Here is an 18,551-nt window from a genome sequence, read left to right as displayed (position 1 = left end):
GTTCAACCTCAAAGGTTGTGTAGTTTGACCTTCGACTTTTCTCACTTAGGACTTATAGACGTAGGACATAAGACTATCATCAACTGTTTTAAACGCATATGATTCAAAATAAATATTTGATGTGAAATGTTCAAAATAAGTCCTAACTCACCTGTCTCCCGTCTACCGCATACTGACTACTGACTACTGAATACTGACTACTGACTACTAATTTGCAGGCGTAATCATTATATGAGATCGATGTGTGCCCGCATCCATCAACCAAGGCATTCCGGGTGCTTGTGGCTTTGTGGGCAATCCTGTGCTTTTGCCAGTCATATAGGGTTTGTAAAGTACGTAGCGTATTTTACTATTTAGAAGTTCGCCGGTTTCGGGATTATAATCTTTTTCTTCACCGGCTAATATATACGTCATAGATGGTTCTACTGGCATTTTTAAAGTTCCGGCATCTATTTCATTTTTTCGAGCTTCACTTTTTTCTTCATTGGACTTTCCTTCAGCGGCCAATTCTCGGCCACGTGCCATAAAAGGTTCCAGTTCGGCGCCGTAACAGGCTACGCTTATTCCTTCCTTGTTTGGATCGTCTGCTATGCAGACCATTCCATTTGTTCCTTCTCTTAAAGTGATAAGTTTTCCTTCGTCATTATAACCAAGAACAGTTGCACCTTCCTGATACATATCGGGGGCGGCTAGCATTGCGGTTTTTATCTGTATGTTTTTTGATAAAATTTTGCTTTGTGAGAATGCTGAAAAGCTAAATGCAAAGGCGAGGATGATTAGTAGTTTTTTCATAGTTAAGATTTTTAAAAAGTGAAGGTTTAAGATACGGAATTTTGGGGGATTATAGGATATTGGAACGGGTTAGAATTTTAGGTATTAGATTTTTATGAGCTAATCTAGCAACCTGCGCGGCTAGCACGATGGTCTCGCTCGTGCCGTAAAGGTTTGGAGACTAGCTTTGCGGGGGACACGGGCGAGACGCCCGCGCCAGCGTGGGACGTTTGGCATTTCAACGCTCCAAATTTTCAGTTTACTACTTTGTTTATTTATTGCTATCATCTTCATATTTAGCATTGTCTGCCAAATGCACTATATTTTTTGTTAGCCTTAGTAATTTCTATTTTCTAATATATTTACTTAAATCAGAATTTAGTATTCCTTTCAGTTCTTTTTCATTTCCTTCACTTGTTTCAGTAAATAAGAATCCAAATGCAGGGTATTTGTTAAAATCCAATTTTCTGACAACTAATACATTTTCTAAATCTTGTTTCAGCGCATCAAAATCAAAATGAGAAATTTCTGATGGTTTAAAACCTGAATTATTGTTTAATAAAATAATGCTATAAATTTCATCTTTCTTGTTTTTGAAAATTTCATCCCAATTCGGTTTTTTATTTTGAATGAAATATTGGTATGAATTAAACTTAAATGCATACCATGAAAGATCGCCAGTTGTACACCACCCTCCAAATCGTTGCGGGTTTATTTCTATTGGTTTTAGTATTCCTTTTTTATCAATTCTAACCTCTACATGTAAAGGAAAGTTTTTCAAATCCGCTTTTTTCCCTATGGGTTTTAAAAACGCTTCAACGCTTTCTTTGTACTTACGAATTATGCTTTGAGAAGTGGAGTAAACCCTATCACTTACATCAGTACGTGAAGAAAATTTATGATGTAGAATATTTAGAATAACTACTTCTCCATCATTATTAAAATAGGCATCTATGGCGAATTCTTCTCCTTCTATGTATTCTTCTATAATAAAAGTAGAAGCATCCATTACTTCTTTAGGGTAAATACTTTTTAGATTATCATAGTTTAATTCTTTTTGAGCAGCATACCAATCAGACTTGTTATTCACGATATGCACTCCAATACTAAAAAAACCTAATGAAGGCTTAATAACAAATGGTAGTTTTAATTCATCAATATCTAAGGTTTGAATTTCATCTATTTTAATTTTTCTAAACATGAAATTAGGAAACAAATCTTTAGTTAGTTCTCTAAATTTAAGTTTGTCTTTAAATAATCTTATTTGGTTAGGTAGGTTAGTTGCTTTTAGATTGTTGAAAATCCATGTTAATGAATTCTCAGAATTTGTATAAATAAGAGGGTTTGGGCTGTTTATAATTTTATTTTTCGCATTCTTTTCCGAAATCCAATTCATAGAATCATCATTAATCAATGACTTTGCTTCTTTAGTAGCAATAATTTCAAAATTATTTTCTTTAATAGTTCTTACCAGAAAATCTGAAATATATGGTTTGTCTATAAGTATCATTTTTTATTAAGGCTAAGATATGGATATAGGCATTACGTATATATCGCATATATGCAGCACCTCAATTATTGATTTTTCAAATATAAACCAAATCCCCCACCCATCTTTACGGGATTCCGCATTCCAACAAAAAAAGTAATAACACAAAAAAAATGCTTCCTATTTCCAACCTGAAACAGAAAACATTTTTATGATTTTAATTCTAAAAATTAAATTAACAATCCATTACCCACTCTTCCTAAGAACCTCCAGAGAAGAGCTACTTAAAACTTGACTAATATTGCTCAATCCAATAGCGTCTCGCTCTTGCCGTAAATATTTGGAGTTAACTTTGCGGGGGAACACGGGCGAGACGCCCGCGCCAACGTGGGGTATTTCTTTGAACAATGTTCGAACAAGTATTGGGGAAGGGTTAGAGAAGGTGGGTTTAAAGGGAGTTAATAGCACCAAGTTAAAATTTTATGTTTCTATTTTAAATATTTCGCAAGTGGCCACCTTCCCCTATTATGAAGTGCGGGTGTTTTATTGAAGTTTTTGCTGTGGGGAAGGAGCTTTCATTACGAGCCCTTTATAAATAGAAGCTATAATCACAAACGGTGTCCGAGTGAATTTCAAAAAAGCGTAGCCGCTTTGAAATTAGTATCGAGGATACCAATCCCGGACCCTTCGATACAACCTCCTATCGTCGGTCACTCAGGACCTACATCACGTCAAATCAAAGTACAGATAAATCCCGGTGTCCGAGTGAATTTCAAAGAGCAAAGCGAAGTGAAATTTGTATCGAGGACACCAATCCCGGACCCTTCGATACAACCTCCTATCGTCGGTCACTCAGGACCTACATCACGTCAAATCAAAGTACAGATAAATCCCGGTGTCCGAGTGAATTTCAAAGAGCAAAGCGAAGTGAAATTTGTATCGAGGACACCAAATTTCTAAATATTTAATAACTTTATAATATGTCCAAAGGCTTTATGTACATATTACTATGCAATGATGACACCTATTATACAGGAAGCACAAAAGATTTGGAATTAAGATTCATCCAACACCAAACAGGTGAAGGATCAAATTACACAAAAAACAGGCTGCCCGTCAAACTGATTTATTTTGAAGAATATGACAGAATAGATTCAGCCTTTTACAGAGAAAAACAAGTACAGCGATGGTCTCGAAAAAAGAAAGAAGCATTAATCTCTGGAGAAAATTATTTATTACCTAAATTGGCTAAAAAAGTTTTCAGAAAATAATTATCCTGGGTAACTGAGTAAATTCTAAAATTCAAAGCTAAATCTCCCTGGTGTCCGAGTGAATTTCAAAAAAGCGTAGCGGCTTTGAAATTAGTATCGAGGATACCAATCCCGGACCCTTCGATACAACCTCCTATCGTCGGTCACTCAGGAACCTACATCACATCAAATCAAAGTACAGATAATCGCGGTGTCCGAGTGAATCTCAAAAAAGCGGAGCGGCTTTGAAATTAGTATCGAGGCCACCACAAGCCAAATCCCCCTGTCTCGTCCTGAAAAATTAAACCAACAACTCACTACCCACTCTTCCGAAGCACCTCCAAAGGAGAGCTCCTCAAAACTTCCCGAATATTACTCAACCCAATCCCCAAAACCAAGAGGGAGATTCCGGGTAGAAAAACCAAAAATGGAATTAGCGAAGGCGTAAAGGGTTCTTCAAATACAAATACCGCCAACAGCAAACTGCTACCCAGCGCCAAAAGTATTCCCAAGAGACTTCCCAAAATTCCTAGAAATAGATATTCCAGGGCGGTAATAGTTAGTATTTGTTTGTTTTTTGCGCCCAAGGTTCGCAGTAAAACACTTTCTTTTATTCGCTGGTATTTGCTGGTACGCACAGAGCCTATTAAAACAATAATGCCTGTAAGGATGCTAAAAAATGCCATGAAATTAATAATCCACGAAACCTTATCCAGTATATCTTCTACTACTGTGAACATCTGTCTTAGATCAATAACAGACACATTGGGGAATTTACTAACCAAGTCTCGTTGTAAGGTAGCTGAACTCTCCTCAGTTGGGGCATAGGTTGTCAATACATTAAACTGTGGCGCGTTTTCCAAAACTCCTGTTGGAAAAACGATTGTAAAATTAGGTTGCAGATTTGTCCAATCTACTTTTCGGATGCTCTTAACAACAGTTTCCATAAGTACGCCTTGCACATTAAAAACAATAAAATCGCCAATAGTTACATTGGCATCTTCTGCAAGATTGTCGGAGATGGAGACTTGGATGGTATCTTTTTCCTTTTGCAAAGCCACCCACTCCCCTGCTACAATTTCTTCGGAATCTATAAGTTCACTGCGGTAGGTTGTTCTAAACTCGTGATTTAAAAGCCATCCTTTTATTTGCGACGTACTATCAGTTCGCAGCTTGTTTACCAATTCATTTTTTATACTGTGCATACGCATGGTAACCAGCGGAATATTATCTAATACATTCAGATTATTCGCCTCAAAGGTATTTGCCACCTCAGCTACTTGGTCTGGTTGCACGTCTAGAGTTATCAGGTTTGCACTTTCTGAGGTTTGGCCCAAGGCTGCTTTATCCAGTAAAATATCCTTTGTAAAGTATAGGGTACTGATTAAAAACGTGCCCAAACCAATAGCTACCAGCAGCACAATAGTTTGGTTGTTGGGACGGAATAAATTAAGCAAACTCTGTCTTGTAGTAAAACGTGCCCGTTTGGGGAAATAGTTTTTAACCAATTTCATTGTGAGTGTTGCAATACCTGCGAGCACCCCGAAGGTTACAAGAATCCCGCCGATAAAGGCTAGCGCATATAACCAATCTTTAAGCAACCAAAAGGAAAAGGCGTATAAAAACAAAACAATCACGGTAATTACACCATATATGGCATTCTTTGATTGTTTTGAAGAGTCCCCGCTAAACCGCAGCACTTCTAATGGCGAAACATACCAAGTGCGCAATAAAGGCAGTAATGCAAATAAAACCGACATTACTAAACCTAAAAGAACCCCCATGATTAATGGTTGTGCGGTTATACTAATTGTTAGATCGAAAGGCAAAAATTCCTTTAATACAATAGGAAAAAGTTCCTGAAGCCCTACCCCTACTATAGTTCCAATAAAACCTCCTAGAATTCCTATTCCTGCAATCTGAATCAAGAAAATTAAAAAGCTTTGTTTTCTGGACGCTCCCAGACATTTTAAGACTGCAATCGCTTTTATTTTTTCCTTGATATAGATATTTACCGAGCTGGCAATACCTACACAGCCTAGCAATAGCGCGATGAAAGCGGTTAGGTTTAAGAACGATCCTACATTGTCATACCGGCGCCCCAATCTGCTGCTCGTGCCGGTGTGCGTATCTAAGTCTGCATTTTCTGCCTCCAGTAAAGGTTGCAACTTTTTTTCCAACGCCACCAAATCTACATTGGGTTGCCTGTAAAAAAACTGATATTCTTTTCGGCTTCCAAATTGTAACAATTCCGTGGCTTCTATAAACCGAAAGGGAATTAGTACCAAGGGTGCTACAGCAGTTGAAACAGCCGTATTACCAGGAATAGCTTTTAATGCCCCAGCTATGGGAAGGGTTATTTCGCCTATTTTAATAGAGTCGCCAGCCTGAAGGTTGTATTGCAACATTAAAGTTGCATCTACTAAAGCTCCCCCAGAAACTTGATAGTTTGTTGCCGCGTTAACAGGTTGTGTTTCAATAGTACCATAAAATGGAAAATCGCCTTGTAATCCACGAACACGCACTAATTTAGTACCGTCATTTTTAGGAAAAGCAACCATCGATACAAAGTTTACTTCAGATGCATCAGGTTTTAAAGAATCAATAATTGCTTGCGCTCGCGCATTGGGAAGCTGATCAGTATCAATAAGAAAATCGGCACCCATCAAAGATTTTGATTGCCGTTGAATATTAGCTGTTAGGTTCTGGCTGAACAACTGTATGGAAACTACTGCAGCAATCCCTAATATAATGGAAGCCATAAAAAGTAGTAATCGCGCCCTACTTGCCTTTGCATCGCGCCATGCCATTTTAAAAAGCCAAGCAGTGTTGCTATTTGATTTTAACTGAGACTTGTTCAAATTTTTACAGTTGTTTCATTCGTTAAAATCTTGCCGCCTTTTAATCTTAAAATCTGCTGTGTTCTTGCAGCCAAATCTAAATCGTGGGTAATAATCACCAGCGTTGTTCCTGCTTCTTCATTAAGGTTAAAAAGCAACTGTATTACTTTCTCGCCTGTTTCTTCATCTAGATTCCCGGTAGGTTCATCTGCAAATAATATAGTGGGACTATTGGAAAATGCTCTTGCTACTGCTACTCGCTGCTGCTCGCCACCAGATAATTGTGATGGATAATGAGCAACCCGATCTCCCAAACCAACTTTTTCCAATAACTCTTTCGCTCTGCTAGTGGCATTTTTGGCGCCTTGCAGCTCTAAAGGCACACTTACATTTTCTAGGGCCGTTAATGTTGGTAATAATTGAAAATCTTGAAAAATAAAACCCACTTCTTCATTTCGAAGTTGCGCTCGTTCGTCCTCATTAAGGGTGTTTAAATTATGTCCGCATAATTCAACTGTGCCAGCACTGGGTGTGTCTAAGCCTGCGGATAAACCCAATAAGGTGGTTTTTCCACTTCCCGACGGCCCAACAATAGCGAATGTTTGTCCTTTTTCAACGTCAAATGAAACATTTTGAAGGACTGTTAATTGCTTAGAACCGCTTTTATAAGTTTTTTCCAGCCCGTTAATCTTTAATATCTTTGCCATTGAAATTTTATAATAATTACCGACCTTATGCCGAAGTCCAAAATTACAGAAAGCCTTTTAAATAGTACAGTTTCCAAATACCGAAACCTCATAAAGTTTTGTTATTTCCTACTGGTTTTTGTGGTGATTTCCTGCGGAAATGATACAAAATCAAAAGCCAATGTAGATAAGAACGAAAATGCCACTACTGAAAATGAAACTACAGAAAACACCTCAAGCAAAACCATACTATTTTTTGGCGACAGTATTACAGCCGGTTATGGCCTAGATGATACTAACGATGCTTTTCCTGGAATTATTCAATCTAAAATTGATTCGTTGGGGTTGAACTATGAAGTTGTAAATTCTGGGCTAAGTGGTGAAACTTCCGCTGGCGGTAAAAGTAGAATTGATTGGATTCTAAACCAAGATATTGATATATTCGTTTTGGAACTTGGCGCGAATGATGGGCTGCGCGGCGTGGCTATAGCTGAAACCAAAGCTAATTTACAAGCAATCGTAGATGCAGTTAAAGCCAAAAGCCCCAGTACAAAGATTGTTTTGGCAGGGATGGAATTGCCTCCAAATATGGGGCAGGATTACACCACACAATTTAGAGCCATTTTCGCTGATCTCGCTTCAGAAAATAAGCTCGCATTTATTCCTTTTATTTTAAAAGATGTAGGTGGCATTAAAGAATTAAATCAGAATGACGGGATACATCCCACAGCTGAAGGTCATAAAATTGTAGCTAATACTGTCTGGGAAGTACTCGCAACTGTCCTCAATGCGGAATCATAAAAGCAATCAAATTTTATTTTTGTTTTTCGTTTTCGATTTCGATTTCGATTTTATCAATGCCCATGTCCGCCGCCACCTTCTTCCTGCAACAACACAAAGGCACCTTTAGTTAAAAAGCGGCTGTCAGGTTTAATTTCTGAAGTATTTTCAATAGCTGTAAAGCCGTTATAAGTAGCAGTAATTTTCACTTCTACTGCATGTAATTCAAATTCTTCGGCATTCTCGTTTTCAATTAGCAAAACATAATTTTTATCTTCCATTTCCACAACGGCGGTTTCGGGAAGCGCCAATTGGTTTGAAGTGCCCGTAACAATCTGTGCTTCCACAAACATTCCGGCGGTGAAGTTGCTTTCATCCTTTTCGTCTATATGGCCGTGAACCAAAGAAGTTCGGCTGTTTGGGTCAATAGAAGTTCCAACCAAATGGACTCCGCCCTTAAAGGTTTCTTTTGAAGCTTCGGGCACTGTAAATAGTATTTCCTGTTCCTTTTTAAGTTGCATTAAATCTTTTTCAAAAACTTTCAATTCTAAGTGAATATGGTCGGTATTCATAATTTCCATAATCTTATCGGCTGGCGAAACGTAGGTGCCCGTATTCACATAAACTTGGGTCACGTTACCGTCAATGGGGCTGTAAATATTTACTTGCGAAACAATGTTTCCCGCTTGCACCGAAGCAGGATTCATATTCAACATTTCCAGGTTTTTCTTCAAGCTGTTGTAACGCGCCAAATTCGATTTGTATTCACTTTCGGCTTTTAAGTAGCTTTTCTGTGAAGTGATTTTTTCATCCATCATAATTTTCTGGCGGTCGTACTCAGATTTTAAATACGAAAGCTGCTCGGCAGTTTCCAAATAACTCTGTTGCATCGTGATAAACTCAGGATTTTCAAGGGTTACCAAGCGCTGGCCTTTGGTAACTTTATCGCCCACCAATAAAGGGGTGTTTTTAATATAACCGCCGGCAAAGGCGCTAATTACCGCACGGCTTTGTGGCGGTACGTCAATCACTCCGCTGGTTTGTACTGTTTCAGCAAAAGGTTTTTCGGTGAGTTGCCCCACTTCCATTTTTGCGTTTTCGAATTGCGCCTTTGAAAGATGGATCATCTCGCTACTCCCCTCTGGGGAGGCTGGGAGGGGACTTTCTGTTTTTGAATTGTTGCACGAAACCAAAACGAGAATTAGAAGCAACAAAAATGATTTAATATAGTTCATAACGAATGTTTTATAGTATTAAAAAGTTGATAGCGATAATCGCTTGGTTGTAATTGTTGAGATTTTGAAGATATTGCAATTCAATTTCGTAAGCGTTTTCAAGACTTAAAATGTATTGAAAGAAATCTATTTCGCCATTTTTGAAACTGATGTTTGCGGTTTTCAAAATTTCTTCGGAAAGTGATTTTCCTTCGGTTTCATAATATTGAAGGGCTTCTTCATATTTTGAAACTTCATTTAGCAATTGAACTTTCCGTGAATTCAAATGAATTTTATAATCTTCAGCTTGGCTTTGACTTACATCGGCAGCAATTTTTGACGCTTTTATTTTTGAAGCATTTCCACTGAAAAGCAACGGAATTTTCAGACCAATTTGATACGCATACAGATTTTGGCTCAATCCCGAATTGCTTCCCAAGGAATAGGTAAGGCTTATATCTGGCAGCAAATGTTGCTTTTCGAGACTGCGTTTTGCTTCAAAAAAATCAGTTCTGCTTTGGTAATAATCTATTGCCGGATGTTGTTCCGAAGCTGCTATTGAAAGCTGCAGTTTCTCCAAAGGTTGTTCAGCAATCATCAAACTATCTTTAGATTGCACTGTCGCTTTTAGTCGAGCCATTGCAATTTGCACATCTTCTTTGCTCTGCCTGTAATCTGTTTCCAGCTGTCGCTGTTTTGCGCGAGCGGTTATTTTTTCCAAATAATTGGTTTCACCAAGCTCAAAACGGCGCTGTGCGGCATAGGCAAAGTTTTGATAAAGGCTGTCCAAACTTTTATAAACTCGCTCCCTATTTTTCTCAAATTGAAATTGATAATATGCCGCTGCAACTAAACCTTCAGTTTTGCGTTTTTGAAGTTGGTACTGACTACTTTGCATTTCGAACTGGCGCTGGTTCACATTTTTTTCAGCAAAATAAACCGTCGGAAAAAGAAACCCTTGTTGTACTCCAAAAACCTTGAGCGGTTCATTGTTTGGTGCTAAATTATTTTCGTCAAATTCATAAAAGACAGTGGTTTTGTCAAAATTGAAAGCACTTCCTATCAAGGCATTTGCTTCGTCCACTTGAAGTGAAGAGGCTTTTAAACCTGCGTTGTTTTCCAAAGCCATTGTGTTTAAATCTTCCAAAGTTTTGGGGTTTTCCTGCGCCATTCCTGTAAACCCAAATAGTAAGATTAAAATAGTTAAGGGTAATTTTTTTCCCTTTCTTTTTAGCTTAATTATTTTTTTATCTGAATCAAAAATTGAAAACAAAACCGGTAAAACAATTAGAGTTAAAAGCGTTGCTGTTACCAAGCCACCAATAACAACGGTTGCCAAAGGTCTTTGAACCTCAGCCCCAGCATTTGTTGAAATCGCCATTGGCAAAAAACCAAGTGCGGCAGCGGCTGCCGTAAGCAAAACCGCCCTAAGTCGATTTTTTGCACCATGAACTATAAGTTCTTTTTTATCTGTCATCCCTTCTTTTTTAAGTTCTTTAAAATGCTCTATCAAAACGATTCCGTTGAGGACGGCTATCCCAAAAAGGGCAATAAACCCAACCCCTGCCGAGATGCTAAAAGGCATATCGCGTATCCATAACAACAATACGCCACCCACTGCCGCCAATGGAATTGCAGAATAAATCATCAATGCTTCTTTTACGGAATTAAAGGCGAAATAAAGCAGGAAGAAAATGAGCACCAATGCCACGGGAACCGCGAACATTAATCTATTTTTTGCGCTTTGAAGGTTTTCAAACTGACCGCCGTAATCAATACTGTAGCCAACGGGAAGGGTTATGTTTTCGTCAATTAACTTTTGCACATCGTCCACAACGCTTTGCAGGTCACGGCTTCGCACGTTTATTCCCACAACAATCCGGCGCTTGGTATCATCTCTTGAAATTTTTGCTGCGCCTTTGGTATATTTTATTTCAGCAAGTTCGCGTAACGGAACTTTTTCTCCGGAAGGAGTATCTACATAAAGATTTTGAAGGTTTGAAAGGTCGCGACGGTTGTTTTCATCAAGCCGAACCACGAGGTCAAATCGTTTTTCGCCTTCAAAAATGCTTCCCAATGATTTTCCGGCAAAACCCATTGCTATCATTTCGTTCAAATCTTGAATGTTGAGTCCGTAGCGGGCAATTTTAGCTCGGTCAAACTTTACATTCATCTCTGGCAGACCTACCACTTTTTCCACTATAATATCATCAGCACCTTCCACATTTTCGATAAGTCTCTTTATTTCATTGGCTTTGTTGTTAAGCACTTCGAGATCCTCTCCAAAAATTTTGATCGCAATATCCGCACGAACACCGGTAATAAGCTCGTTAAATCGCATTTCAATAGGTTGGGTAAATTCCACTTCCATTCCCGGAATTATCGCCAAAGCTTCCTTGAATTTATTGGCAAGCTCATCTTTACTTTCCGCTGAAACCCATTCACCTTTCGGCTTTAGGGTAACGATTACGTCGCTCTCTTCCATAGACATGGGGTCTGTGGGAACTTCCGCAGCACCAATTCTACTTACTACCTGATCTACTTCGGGGAAATTGTCTATTAGAATTTTTTCAATTTGTGTTGTTATAGCTATAGTATTGCTGAGAGAAGTACCTGTTTTAAGCACCGGTTGAATTACAAAATCGCCTTCGTCCAGCGTAGGTACAAACTCCCCGCCCATTGTTGTAAAAAGATAGATTGTTGAAACTAAAATTAATATTGCAATACCCAACACTAACTTTTTAGCACCTAATGCCCAACGAATTGTAGGTTCGTAAAAACGATTTAGAAAAGCCATTATTCTTACAGAAATGTTCTTTTCAGAAGTTTCCGTAGGTTTTAAAAATACAGAAGCAGCTACAGGAACATACGTAAAGCAAAGCACCATCGCCCCAATCAAAGCAAAGCTAAAAGTAAGCGCCATGGGTTTAAACATTTTGCCTTCTACCCCACTTAATGTAAGTATTGGGATAAAAACAATCAAAATAATAAGTTGTCCAAAAATGGCAGAATTCATCATTTTTGTAGAGCTTTTAACTGTTAGATTGTCTTTTGCTAATTGCTTTTCTTCGGAAGGAAGCGAATTTAATTTTGTTGCATTTTTACTTATTTGAAATGCTACAAATTCAACAATAATAACTGCTCCGTCAATAATAATTCCGAAGTCAATTGCACCAAGACTCATCAAATTTGCATCTACGCCGAAAATATACATTAGTGAAAGCGTAAAAAGCAAAGACAGCGGAATCACTGATGCAACAACGAGACCCGAACGGAGATTTCCCAATAAAAGAACCACTACGAAAATTACGATAAGCACTCCCAGTATAAGATTTTCCGCTATGGTAAAAGTGGTTTTGGCTATTAGCACACTACGGTCTAAAACTGGATTGATGTAAACGCCCTCGGGCAGCGATTCGGCAATTTCAGCCACGCGTTTTTTTACATCCTCAATTACTTGGTTTGAGTTGGCGTCTTTCAGCATCATTACTTGTCCCAAGACTTTTTCGCCTTCTCCATTTCCGGTAATTGCACCAAAACGAGGCGCGCTTCCAAACTGCACTTTCGCGATATCCTTAATATAAATAGGAAAGCCATTTTCGTTTTTTACAACAATATTCCCAATATCTTCCAATGAAGAAGCCAAACCTTCGCCACGTATAAAATAAGCTTGGTTTTCCTTTTCAATATAACCGCCGCCGGAAACACTGTTGTTTTTTTCCAGCGCTGTAAATATTTCTGAAGCAGTGATATTCATAGCGTTCAGTTTATGGGTATTTACGGCAACTTCATACTGCTTTAATTGGCCGCCCCAGGTGTTTACTTCAACTACACCGGGAATTCCGGAGAGCTGCCTTTTCACAATCCAATCTTGAATTGTACGAAGTTCCATGGTTGAATATATACCTTCATACCCAGGTTTCACATCGAGAATATATTGGTAGATTTCGCCAAGACCTGTTGTTATTGGACCCATTTGTGGCATTCCGAAACCTTCGGGTATATTCTCAGCAGCAGACTTAATTTTTTCAGCAATAAGCTGTCTTGGCAAATAAGTTCCCAGATTTTCCTCAAATACAATGGTAACTACTGAAAGCCCAAATTTTGAGGTGGAACGGATTTCCTTCACTCCAGGCAAATTCGCCATTTCCAACTCTACGGGATAGGTTATAAATTGTTCCATATCCTGCGTGGAAAGGTTGCGGGAAGTGGTAATTACCTGTACTTGATTGTTTGTAACATCGGGCACGGCACCAATGGACAATTGCGTGAGTGAAAACACGCCGAAGCCAATAAGCACAAGCGTAAACAGCCCAATAATGAGTTTGTTTTTTATACTGAATTGAATGATTTTTGAGAGCATAACTAACTAAAATTTTATCTTTTTCAACTGAAAATTATTGAAAAACGAAATAGTAAAATTTGATTTTAACCGCTTTTAAAAAAACGGTAAATAGCGACCTTAGAAGTATTTGGAAATTTATATTTCCGAATTGGTCTATTTAGTTATGCAAATTTTGGGGGTTGAAAAATAGAGAATTTTTCAAGTGAAGCATATAGATTTTGATAGCGGAAGGAGTGTGATTGTAGTGTATTTATTTCCGCTTTTAAAATAGGAATTTCAAAAGGTATAAGAACAACATCAGCGGAAATGTGATGGCAAGAAATATGCTGAAAAGGTAATTCTTCGTGTTCCTGCTTTTCTTCTTTGTGATTTTTTTGGTGATCAGCTTTTTGAGAACCGTAATGCTTTTCAATAAAAGTGAAGAAATCATCCCCATAATTTTCAGAATGATATTCAGCGTGCTGAACCAAACGTCCTAGCAGAAAAACATCTTGCATTCCAAAACTTACGCTTTGGAAAACGATAAGTAAGGAAAACGATATTGTGAACAGTGATTTCATTTAAAAAGTAAAATTAGTCAATAATATTGGTTGGCAATGGAGAAAGACATTATTTAGTCACTTCCCTCGTTCCACCGTGACCTCCGGCCACTATTAGCAATACTTTAATGCTCAAAATAATAAATTTGAAAAATTGGATGATGGGATTCATCATCACAAATCTCTTGAAATTTGATATTCGCTTTGTCATTTCTTCTTAGTTTTAATTATAGTTTATTTGTAAAACTTGAAAGTTTATATTTTAAGAGAAAGGCGTAAAACACTTAAACCTTTAAACCTATAAACTGTCTAGTTTATTCAGGTATTAAATACCAAAAAGGTTTCATTTTGGCTTTGTAAATAAAGGCGTAGTGTAGCATTAATTTCAGCCAATGGCCTGCAAGACCGATCTCGCCAAAAGTTTTGCCCAACTTCCTGCCTTGGGTATCTGGGTATTTTTTATAATCTGGGACTATAGGAAACGTTGTTATGCTTACACCACTACCCTTGGTCATCCCAAACCCAGCGGAAGCGATGCAGGCTGCGCCCATATTGCCCATAGAACCTTTATGATGTAAAGATTCATTTTTGTTTTTAATGCTGTCTATAATATTATCTGCTACTAATTTTGCGGTTATTCCAGATGGCATTCCAGTTCTTGGCGGAGCAGGAAAGATCTCTGTTCCGTTCGGACTTTTACGAGGTTTGGAAATACTGTGTGGTGGTGCAAAGGCTATTCCCGGCGCAAAAATGTTTTTATAGTTTGGGTTTTGATAGGTTTCAGGCCAATCTTGTACTGTCCATTCTTCATAAGGTTTTGGACTGTAGTCCGCATCAACAATCATAAAACCTTTAAAGAGTTTTTCGGTGATGTCTTGATTATTTTTGTCGAAAGCCTTAAATCCGTGTCCGGAGAAAGATGGAATTAACATTGCAAAATCATATTCAATGCTATTTTGCTCACCACTCAAAGTTTCATAATGAGCAAGTCCGTCTTCAATTTTGTTTACGCCTGCGCCAAGAATCCAATCGATACCGCGGTCTTCAAAAACCATTTCCACCATTTCGTGAGATTTCATTATGTTGCTTCCATAGCTTAGCAACATTCCGTCCATTCCAAAATCTCCTAATTCGTATTCATTGGAAATCCAAGTAATTTTTGCCTTATCGCGAACCTTTTGTCGGCGAAGTTCTTGTTCCACATTCAAGATATATTCAAAAGCAGCTCCTTGGCAAGTGGCTTTTGCGTGGCCTGTACCTATTACGATTCGAGCTTCCTTTCCTTGTTTCATTTCTTCAATTAGGCTTTGCAAACCTTCATTGGCGTGATCTGCGTGGGTATATGTACAAACAGAATATGCTTTATTAGTTCCAGGATTTAGCCCTTCTGTAGCTTCAAAATTAAGCTTAGGGCCCGTAGCGTTTATGAGATAATCGTAGGTTATTTTTTCTTGTCTGCCTTTCTCTTCTCCCACAACATATTCAGCTAACACATAAGGTTTAGCTTCGTTTATATCGCCTTCGGGATAAAAGGATGTTACTTTAGCTTGCTTAAAACCAATCCCCTTTTTTTTATACAAAGGTGCTAGCGGAAAAAGAATTTCCTTGGACTTCATTCGGCCAATGCCCACCCATATATTGGAGGGAATCCATTGATAATTCCTGTTGGGCGAAACCACAACTACTTCGTGGGTTTTATCCAATTTTCTGCGTAGGTGCGATGCGGCAACGTGCCCAGAGATTCCCGCACCCAATATTACAATTTTAGCCATGTCTTGAAGGTTTTGATGTCTAAGTTACTTCAATGAAAAGGGTTGAAAAATGATAATAATCATATTGAAATGAAGCACTTAGATATTTCAAAAATGTCACTATTAATTAAGAAAGACGGTAACTTTTGTTACACAGACAAAAAAAATATGCTGAATTATTCCGTTCGTAAGGAAGAAATTTTAACTTCGTATTTATTCTTTTTAAAAATATGATTGTTCACGACTTCAGCAACCAAAATTCTGTATTAAGCCAATTTGTTTCGGAAATGCGCAATGTTTCCATCCAAAAAGACTCGATGCGCTTTCGAAAAAACATTGAGCGCATCGGTGAAATTCTCAGTTATGAAATGAGTAAAACTTTGCAGTATAAAAGTGAAGTTGTAAAAACCCCTTTGGGAGAAAAACAAATGCACGTGCCCCTAAATGACTTGGTGGTTTGCTCCATTTTACGGGCTGCACTGCCCTTTCATAATGGCATTCTGAATTTTTTCGACAAAGCCGAAAATGCTTTTATTTCTGCATATAGGCATCATCCCGATGGCGGTGACGACTTTGAAGTAATTGTAAACTATTTGGCATCACCCTCCATTGAAAACAAAACTTTAGTTCTAACAGACCCAATGTTGGCTACAGGTAAAACCTTGGAAAATGTGCTTAAAGCATTTAAAAGTCACGGCGCTCCAAAACAAATTCATATACTTTCAATAATTGGGGCTAATCCTGGAATTGAATACATAGAAAATGTTTTTCCCGAAAACACACATCTTTGGATTGCAGCGGTGGACGACACTTTAAATAGCCGTGGCTACATTATACCGGGATTGGGTGATGCGGGCGATCTTTCCTTTGGCGAAAAACTATGATTATTTAAAATCTTCTATGGCATCGCTTAGATCAAAAACATTTTTCACATTCAATTCCCTTTCAAGAATACTTGCACCCGCAGTGCTGCGATAACCGCCTGCACAATGGACAACAATTGGTTTGTTGGTTGGTATTTCCTTGGCATTTTCACGTAATTGATGTAGCGGAATAGCAATTGCTTTCTCAAAAATTTTACCTTCAGAAACTTCGCTTTCATTGCGAATATCTACAATAGTATAATTTTTAGTATTGTTTTTAAAATCTTCCAAATTGAAGCCCATCGATTTTTCTAAATCAGTATCATCAATGGTGAAAACGGATTCCACATTTGCTTCGTAACCTATTTTGGCGGTGCGGTGAAGAATAGCTTCGGCATTTTCAATGGAATCTACCACCAAATGAAATTTTTCATTCGGACGAACAATGGATCCTAACCAAGTTTCAAACTTGGCAGTTTCAGAAATAGCCATAATATTTATACTTCCGGGCAAATGATTCTTTTTAAAATCACTTTCATCCCTAATATCAATTATCAAAGCATTATTTTTTGAAGTATTGACATCTATTTTAAAATCAATTTCACCCAAAGCAGTTCGTAGATTTTTTGCGCCATTTTTATTTACATCCACATTATACCCAAAATAGTGCGGAATAAAAGGCTGGGAATCTAGCAAATGATTTACAAATTGTTCTTCCGTTTGCTTTTTGAACGCCCAATTTCCTATTCGCTCGTTTCCAAGCGTACTAGACGAAGCGTCTTCGCTCATCCCTTTTCCACAGAGCGAACCTGCGCCGTGTGCGGGATAAACGTATGCAGTATCTGGTAAATGGGTAAATTTATTTTGAATGGTATTATACATCATTTTTGCCAAATCCTCCCGTTTGGCTTTCATATGGCCTGCCTTTTCACGTAAATCGGGACGGCCCACATCTCCCACGAAAAGTGTATCGCCCGTAAAAAGAGCGGTTTTATTCTCTTCTGTGGCAACAATCGTCACGCTGTCTGGCGAATGTCCGGGTGTGTTTATTGCCTTAAAAATGGTGTTTCCCATGGTAACCTCATCGCCATCATCAAAAGATACATGGGGATAATCAGCACCTGTTTTTTTGCTGCAATATAATTTTGCACCCGTTTCATTATGAATTTGCAAATGCGAGCTCACAAAATCGGCATGCGGATGCGTTTCAAAAACGGCAACTATTTTTGCGTCGTTTTCTTCGGCATATTTATAATACTGTATTGGGTTTCTTTCTGGATCAACCAAAGCCATTTTTCCATCGCTGATAATGGCGTATGAAAAATGTGAAAGTGGCTTATATTCAAATTGTTTGATTTTCATAACTATATTTTTTATGAATTTATAAAAGTCTTTTTAGACCTTAAAATGTTGTGCAGGATTATAACAAAAATTTAAAACTATTGCTTTCTAAGTTTAAAGAATAGCTCGTTTCCTTCCCTTTCTGGAATGGAATTGTACGCAGTTTCCATTTTTTCTATTTTGAATTTTTCTTCAAAAAGTGAAATATATTCATTTCTGTTTCCTCCAAAAGGTGGCTTGTCAGTATTTAAAGGAATATTGAAAAGAAGTCCTATAAGTTTACCTTCAGGCTTTAGTAATTCATGCATTTTATTGACATAATCCTCGCGAAGTGAAGGCTCCAGTGCACAAAAGAAGGTCTGTTCTAAAATTAGGTCGAATGTTTCTTCCAATTCAAAAAAATCTGAATGCAACAGATTTTCCTTTGGAAAGGAAGGAACGCGTTCAGCCAAGTTTTCTAAGGGAATAGAAGAAATATCAACCACAAATACATTTGAAAATCCATTTTTTACAAGATATTCCGCTTCATAAGAGTTACCACCTCCGGGAATCAATATTTTAAGATTTTTATCTGAAAGTTGGTCGATGTAATCTTTTAAAGGCGTTGAAACATAGCCAATATCCCAACCCGTTTCGCCACTGAGGTATTTGTGGTTCCAAAAAGTTTCGTAATAATTCATAG

At 37.9% G+C, this 18,551-nt stretch carries 13 protein-coding genes; 3 read left to right on the top strand and 10 right to left on the bottom strand.

Annotated features, from left to right (window positions below; all coding sequences use genetic code 11):
• Positions 1–207 precede the first annotated feature (207 nt).
• Positions 208–792: a hypothetical protein gene (locus ESV24_RS06575; RefSeq protein ID WP_111815595.1), complete on the bottom strand. Its 585-nt coding sequence runs from the start codon at positions 790–792 to the stop codon at positions 208–210.
• A 325-nt stretch (positions 793–1,117) separates the two neighbouring features.
• Positions 1,118–2,281 (bottom strand): ATP-grasp domain-containing protein, encoded by a 1,164-nt coding sequence (locus ESV24_RS06570; protein ID WP_111815594.1) that lies wholly within the window; start codon positions 2,279–2,281, stop codon positions 1,118–1,120.
• Between the two features lie 959 nt (positions 2,282–3,240).
• Between ESV24_RS06570 and ESV24_RS06565 the strand changes: the two genes are divergently transcribed.
• The gene (locus ESV24_RS06565) at positions 3,241–3,531 is read left to right on the top strand and encodes a GIY-YIG nuclease family protein (protein WP_111815592.1); all 291 of its coding nucleotides are present in this window, start codon (positions 3,241–3,243) and stop codon (positions 3,529–3,531) included.
• Between the two features lie 296 nt (positions 3,532–3,827).
• Here ESV24_RS06565 and ESV24_RS06560 read toward each other — a convergent pair whose 3' ends face one another.
• A complete protein-coding gene (locus ESV24_RS06560; protein ID WP_111815807.1) occupies positions 3,828–6,320 on the bottom strand; it encodes an ABC transporter permease in 2,493 nt (830 codons plus the stop codon).
• A gap of 47 nt (positions 6,321–6,367) precedes the next feature.
• Positions 6,368–7,057, bottom strand: coding sequence for an ABC transporter ATP-binding protein (locus ESV24_RS06555; protein WP_111815591.1), 690 nt, complete (start codon positions 7,055–7,057; stop codon positions 6,368–6,370).
• A 27-nt stretch (positions 7,058–7,084) separates the two neighbouring features.
• On the opposite strand from ESV24_RS06555, the gene ESV24_RS06550 reads away from it, so the two are divergent.
• On the top strand, positions 7,085–7,837 hold the full coding sequence (locus ESV24_RS06550; RefSeq protein ID WP_111815590.1) for an arylesterase: 753 nt from the start codon (positions 7,085–7,087) through the stop codon (positions 7,835–7,837).
• A gap of 53 nt (positions 7,838–7,890) precedes the next feature.
• On the opposite strand, the gene ESV24_RS06545 is transcribed toward ESV24_RS06550, so the two are convergent.
• The 4 genes from ESV24_RS06545 to ESV24_RS06530 all read right to left on the bottom strand — a co-directional run bounded on the left by ESV24_RS06545 (position 7,891) and on the right by ESV24_RS06530 (position 15,686).
• Positions 7,891–9,051, bottom strand: a complete 1,161-nt coding sequence (locus ESV24_RS06545) for an efflux RND transporter periplasmic adaptor subunit (RefSeq protein ID WP_111815589.1) — start codon at positions 9,049–9,051, stop codon at positions 7,891–7,893.
• A gap of 10 nt (positions 9,052–9,061) precedes the next feature.
• Complete coding sequence (locus tag ESV24_RS06540; RefSeq protein WP_111815588.1) at positions 9,062–13,393, bottom strand: CusA/CzcA family heavy metal efflux RND transporter; 4,332 nt, start codon at positions 13,391–13,393, stop codon at positions 9,062–9,064.
• 143 nt (positions 13,394–13,536) lie between these two features.
• Entirely contained in the window at positions 13,537–13,935 is a 399-nt protein-coding gene (locus ESV24_RS06535) for a hypothetical protein (RefSeq protein ID WP_111815587.1), read from the bottom strand.
• Positions 13,936–14,228: 293 nt separating this feature from the next.
• Positions 14,229–15,686, bottom strand: a complete 1,458-nt coding sequence (locus ESV24_RS06530; RefSeq protein ID WP_111815586.1) for an NAD(P)/FAD-dependent oxidoreductase — start codon at positions 15,684–15,686, stop codon at positions 14,229–14,231.
• 209 nt (positions 15,687–15,895) lie between these two features.
• Here ESV24_RS06530 and upp point away from each other — a divergent pair, with 209 nt between their 5' ends.
• Positions 15,896–16,549 (top strand): uracil phosphoribosyltransferase, encoded by a 654-nt coding sequence (gene upp, locus ESV24_RS06525; protein WP_111815585.1) that lies wholly within the window; start codon positions 15,896–15,898, stop codon positions 16,547–16,549.
• Here the strand turns inward: upp and ESV24_RS06520 are convergent, their stop codons facing one another.
• Positions 16,550–17,890 (bottom strand): MBL fold metallo-hydrolase, encoded by a 1,341-nt coding sequence (locus ESV24_RS06520; protein ID WP_111815584.1) that lies wholly within the window; start codon positions 17,888–17,890, stop codon positions 16,550–16,552.
• Positions 17,891–17,967: 77 nt separating this feature from the next.
• Positions 17,968–18,549, bottom strand: coding sequence for a methyltransferase (locus tag ESV24_RS06515; RefSeq protein ID WP_111815583.1), 582 nt, complete (start codon positions 18,547–18,549; stop codon positions 17,968–17,970).
• Positions 18,550–18,551 lie beyond the last annotated feature (2 nt).

The organism is Aequorivita lipolytica (genome assembly GCF_007997135.1).
Taxonomy (GTDB): domain Bacteria; phylum Bacteroidota; class Bacteroidia; order Flavobacteriales; family Flavobacteriaceae; genus Aequorivita; species Aequorivita lipolytica.
The sequence above is the reverse complement of the archived record's forward strand: the minus strand, read 5'-3'. Positions and strand labels throughout refer to the sequence as shown.

Coding starts and splice junctions, on each gene's coding strand:
- ESV24_RS06575 (WP_111815595.1), bottom strand. CDS start 792: ATGAAAAAACTACTAATCATCCTCGCCTTTGCATTTAGCTTTTCAGCA.
- ESV24_RS06560 (WP_111815807.1), bottom strand. CDS start 6,320: ATGGCATGGCGCGATGCAAAGGCAAGTAGGGCGCGATTACTACTTTTT.
- ESV24_RS06565 (WP_111815592.1), top strand. CDS start 3,241: ATGTCCAAAGGCTTTATGTACATATTACTATGCAATGATGACACCTAT.
- ESV24_RS06515 (WP_111815583.1), bottom strand. CDS start 18,549: ATGAATTATTACGAAACTTTTTGGAACCACAAATACCTCAGTGGCGAA.
- ESV24_RS06530 (WP_111815586.1), bottom strand. CDS start 15,686: ATGGCTAAAATTGTAATATTGGGTGCGGGAATCTCTGGGCACGTTGCC.
- ESV24_RS06555 (WP_111815591.1), bottom strand. CDS start 7,057: ATGGCAAAGATATTAAAGATTAACGGGCTGGAAAAAACTTATAAAAGC.
- ESV24_RS06570 (WP_111815594.1), bottom strand. CDS start 2,281: ATGATACTTATAGACAAACCATATATTTCAGATTTTCTGGTAAGAACT.
- ESV24_RS06540 (WP_111815588.1), bottom strand. CDS start 13,393: ATGCTCTCAAAAATCATTCAATTCAGTATAAAAAACAAACTCATTATT.
- upp (WP_111815585.1), top strand. CDS start 15,896: ATGATTGTTCACGACTTCAGCAACCAAAATTCTGTATTAAGCCAATTT.
- ESV24_RS06520 (WP_111815584.1), bottom strand. CDS start 17,890: ATGAAAATCAAACAATTTGAATATAAGCCACTTTCACATTTTTCATAC.
- ESV24_RS06545 (WP_111815589.1), bottom strand. CDS start 9,051: ATGAACTATATTAAATCATTTTTGTTGCTTCTAATTCTCGTTTTGGTT.
- ESV24_RS06535 (WP_111815587.1), bottom strand. CDS start 13,935: ATGAAATCACTGTTCACAATATCGTTTTCCTTACTTATCGTTTTCCAA.
- ESV24_RS06550 (WP_111815590.1), top strand. CDS start 7,085: ATGCCGAAGTCCAAAATTACAGAAAGCCTTTTAAATAGTACAGTTTCC.